Origin of the sequence: Methylobacterium sp. Leaf100, assembly GCF_001422845.1 — a bacterium.
Taxonomy (GTDB): domain Bacteria; phylum Pseudomonadota; class Alphaproteobacteria; order Rhizobiales; family Beijerinckiaceae; genus Methylobacterium.
On record NZ_LMMW01000046.1, the window covers coordinates 1 to 4,427 of the forward strand.

A 4,427-nucleotide genomic window follows, 5' to 3' on the forward strand; every position below is an offset into this window, starting at 1 on the left:
CCATTCGTCATCGGAGACGTCGGACGGGTAGGCTTTGCGTGAAGAGGTCATGCCCCTTCATCTGGAATCCAGCCGTCATAGGTCCATAACAGCCTCTAGAGTGCTCCTCCCAAGTCTCACCAACGCTACAGCGTCAGGGAATCACGACACACCCCGCGCGGAATAGGATATCTAGAGGTCTCCTGCAAATGAATCTCGCCTTCGAACGACAACCTACTACTAATCAAAAGTACTACCAATCTTAGAAAGATTACTTATATATACCGCGGGCAATTGAATGCCTTTGCTCAAGAAACTGATTTCACAGAACTCTTGCTGGATCAGCTGTCACAACGTCGAACCTGTTGCCATCGAAGCGTTCGACATAAGTCTGCTCTAGTGTGACTTTGGCAGCGTTCTGAGCTTGATTATATGCTTGCTGGAGCTGAGCATCTCCAGGTCTTGCAAGGAGGTCCAATGCGGCCTTACGCAGACCCGCCAAATCATCTTCCATTCTCCTGCGTGTATCAGCGGGAATGATTTTGCCTATGATATAGGTTCCCTGACTAAGTAACGCTAAATAAACGATCTGCTGGGGAACATCAAAAGAGTTTAATCCCGTGTTGCCACTGGAAAAAATACTAATCGATATTAAAATGGTAAATAAAAGCGCCTGGATCTTTGCAACATCCATCTCCCCCTGTGTTTCAAATAGATCAGACCAGCGCGGCTTATCCTGCTGAGTAACCAAGATCTTTGCACCAATCAATAGCCGTCGGCTGGCAAGCGATATACCAACCCAATCTCCTGTCGCTCGGGCCAACGTTCCACCTCCAACAGTAACCCCAAGAAGAAGCAGAACTGTATCAGAAATATTTGACAAAATGCCGCTATGCATAAAAACGTACAATAAAACACAGCCAACAACTGTTGTGAATAACAATATCTGAAATCTCGCAAGACTACCGAATCCCAGGCTATCCTGAGAAATGAAAACCGGATTTCCTGCTTCTCCAACTTTCCAAAGTATTTTTGCTGCGCCCTGCCATCGCTCGGGAAATCGTTCTTGCCAAGCGCCGCCGTATTTTCCCCACAGATCCTCGAGCTTCTTACGATTCAGCTGCCATGCAGCAGCCGAAATTACAAACCAAAAGGCGAGCGTCCCCAAAATAGCTATCGTCCAAGCTCTTGAAACAGAAACAGATAAGACAGATGCAGATCCATACCCAAGAACTCTATTTGACGGCCCACCGCAAATTATAGGGATAATTGTCCATCTTCTATTTGTTAGATCTCTACCTGCTTCCGGCATCAAGGCATCGATCAGCAAATGGTCTTTTGTCTTTTCGCGAACAGGCATCTGAACGCGGAGCACACGTTTCACACTTCCGTCCACATCGACTTGTTCCGCCTGGGCAGCGCCATAGACCGATGAGTTTTGCCACTCGGAGTCCGTTACGGAGCCCGGCTTGTTTAAGCGTATGATGATAGGGCCGCCTTCAGGTGCTCGTTTGAGGCTAGCTCCTACATTGACCGAAGCATCAGCTTCTCCAATATTTTGGTACGTATCAGGCCTGTACAAGGCGACGGAAATCTCTATCGGGGGTTTTCGTGCCGTTGCATCTTGAAAATTATAAGAACGCCGCAGCAACTCTTGGGTCGAGATGCCTCCACAGTGTTGCGATTCCGACGCTGGATCGGTCGGCGATTGCGGCGCATTTGCGGAGGCATCCTGTGCAAAGCTTGCGCCCGCTATCCCTGAGGCACCAAAAGCGAAAGCCATCACCCGTGTGAATTTGACAAATGTTAGGGCTGGCTGGAGACACCGCGACATATATCCCCCGTTCCCAATTGGTGATTCTCTCAATGAATCACATTCGATATTTGAATCATAGACCCAATTCAGAATGTTGAGAGCTCTCCGCATTGTAGGCAAAGGGGGATACGTGACTGGGAAGTGGGGCCTCGCACTTGTGCCCAATCAGACCTGTTATGACTCACGTCAGGTCGTGTCCCAGGCAGTGGTGTAGCTGACGGGTGGTCATCGGCGATTGCCGGGTAGGGTCGGGTTGCGACAGCCAACCCCGCCCCCGAGAGTTCCCCGATGACCGACGAGATGATGACCCTGCGCGGCCTCATGGAGAAGAGCGCCGATGCAGACTTGCTGCGCGAGATGATCGGCTTTGCAGCCGAGCGCCTTATGGAACTGGAGGTGGGCGGCCTGACCGGCGCGGCCCACGGCGAGAGGAGCGCCGAGCGACTGGTCCAGCGCAACGGCTACCGCGACCGGGACTGGCAGACCCGGGCCGGCACGGTCGAACTGCGCATCCCGAAGCTGCGCAAGGGCAGCTACTTCCCCGGCTTCCTGGAGCCGCGGCGGATGGCTGAGAAGGCGCTCACGGCAGTGATCCAAGAAGCCTACATCCAGGGCATCTCGACCCGTTCGGTGGACGATCTCGTCCAAGCCATGGGCGGCACGGGCGTCTCGAAGAGCCAGGTCAGCCGGCTTTGCCAAGAGATCGACGAGCGCGTGGGTGCGTTCCTCGACCGCCCCATCGAGGGGGAATGGCCCTATCTCTGGATCGACGCGACCTACGTGAAGGTGCGCGAGGCCGGCCGCATCGTCTCGGTGGCGGTGATCGTAGCGGTCGGCGTGAACACCGACGGCCGGCGCGAGGTGCTCGGCATGGACGTCGGGTCCTCCGAGGCCGAGACGTTCTGGACCGCCTTCCTGCGCAAGCTCGCCCGCCGGGGCCTGCGCGGGGTCAAGCTTGTGATCTCGGACGCGCACGAGGGCATCAAGGCGTCGGTGGCCAAGGTGATGAACGCGACCTGGCAACGCTGCCGTGTGCATTTCATGCGCAACGTGCTCGCCCATGCCGGCCGCTCGGGCCGCCGGGTCGTCTCGGCCTTCATCGCCACCGCGTTTGCTCAGGACGACGCGGACGCCGCCAAGGTGCAGTGGCGCAAGGTCGCCGATCAGCTCCGGCCCAAGGTGCCCAAGCTCGCGACCCTGATGGACACGGCCGAACCCAACGTGCTGGCCTACATGGGCTTTCCGACCGCTCACCGGGTCAAGCTCCACTCCACGAACCCGCTGGAGCGCCTGAACGGTGAGATCAAGCGCCGGACCGAGGTGGTGGGCATCTTCCCCAACGAAGCGGCCATCACGCGTCTCGTCGGCGCAATCCTCCTCGAACAGAATGACGAGTGGGCCGTCCGGCGCTCCCGCTACATGACCCTGGAAAGCATCGCTCCAATCAGCGATGATCCCCTCGTCAGCCTGCCCACCCTGGCAACCTGACCCTCCCGGCCCGAGCCGGCGATCGTGGTGGCCCCCACCGAGCTACACCACACCAGGGGACCGACCCTCACGTCAAGCCATGATGCTTGTGATCTGTCGCCTCGAAAGCCTTGCGCAACCGCTTCACCACCGTGACAGCCTTCGCCGCGACACGTGCGTTTTTGCTGTTCCTCTGACATGCCGCACGCAGGGCTTCCTCGCCCATTGGAGTCTTTAGTTCCTGCTCTACAATGCTCTGAGCCGCAGCACGGTCGTAGATGTAAGCTTCGATCCGCTTGGGGTCGAAGGACGGAGTAAGTCCAAGGACCCGGAAACCGACAATGACTTGAGTATGTATCACACAATATTCTTTTGCGATTTCGCTCGCAGAAACGTATAAGCTGCGAAAGCTCGCAAAGCATTTCTCATCGAGGCCAGATGCGTTGCTCTTTGCAGGATCGTCAGCATCTTGGACTGGCTGGTTCAAAACTCCGAGCTGAAGCAGATGCGTAATTGCACAGTCTTCGACGTGCAAAATTTTTGCCGCCTGCTTGCGAGGTAGACAACTGGCTCTGTTCTGACGCATCAATGCTTTGACCCAGCTCTCGGAAATGAGGATCCCCCTCACACCTGGCAGATTCGGATTGATGCTCAGACCTCGGACTTTTCCGTCCAAAATCATACGAAGCATTTCACAGAGACCAATGTTGGCCATCATGACAGCCTTATCGATTGTCACGAATGAGCCGCTGCTCTCCGACAGTAATCGCGCCTTATCCAAAAAGCGGTCGCGAAACAATTCGATGCTGCTTCGATCATAAGTCGGCACCATACGACCATAGTGCGCTTTGTTCAGGATCGGTTGGATTAGCCCGTCCCGAGCGGCCTGAATGCCCTGGCGTGGACCAAGCCCGAGGATGGCCGTTGCCTCGCGAAGGGTGATGCTCTTTCGGTAGCGGGCGAGGATTGTCTCTGCTTGATCGACGTCAATCAGCAAATGCTTGCCGTCACGTTTGATCACATCCTGGGTCAGGACGCCGTGGAGAACGAGGTGGTCTTCGACCGTAATTGGCCTGCCCCCATTCAGTGGCCCAGGTTTGAAGTTAGTGCATCGTCGGTCGTGTGACGATGGCAGGGCGAGCGGACGGCACTGATCCGCTCGGTT

At 55.9% G+C, this 4,427-nt stretch carries 3 protein-coding genes; 1 reads left to right on the forward strand and 2 read right to left on the reverse strand.

The window, feature by feature from the left end:
• Positions 1-301: 301 nt before the first annotated feature.
• Positions 302-1,762, reverse strand: a complete 1,461-nt coding sequence (locus tag ASF25_RS22960; protein WP_162239275.1) for a hypothetical protein — start codon at positions 1,760-1,762, stop codon at positions 302-304.
• A 321-nt stretch (positions 1,763-2,083) separates the two neighbouring features.
• Here ASF25_RS22960 and ASF25_RS17380 point away from each other — a divergent pair, with 321 nt between their 5' ends.
• Positions 2,084-3,283: an IS256 family transposase gene (locus ASF25_RS17380; protein ID WP_056306160.1), complete on the forward strand. Its 1,200-nt coding sequence runs from the start codon at positions 2,084-2,086 to the stop codon at positions 3,281-3,283.
• Positions 3,284-3,350: 67 nt separating this feature from the next.
• Here ASF25_RS17380 and ASF25_RS22965 read toward each other — a convergent pair.
• Positions 3,351-4,427, reverse strand: a 1,077-nt coding sequence (locus ASF25_RS22965) for a hypothetical protein (protein WP_210168829.1), incomplete at its 5' end; no start/stop codon positions are given.

Bases quoted from the DNA above. Each gene is read 5' to 3' on its own strand.
- ASF25_RS22960 (WP_162239275.1), bottom strand. From the start codon at position 1,762: ATGGCTTTCGCTTTTGGTGCCTCAGGGATAGCGGGCGCAAGCTTTGCA.
- ASF25_RS17380 (WP_056306160.1), top strand. From the start codon at position 2,084: ATGACCGACGAGATGATGACCCTGCGCGGCCTCATGGAGAAGAGCGCC.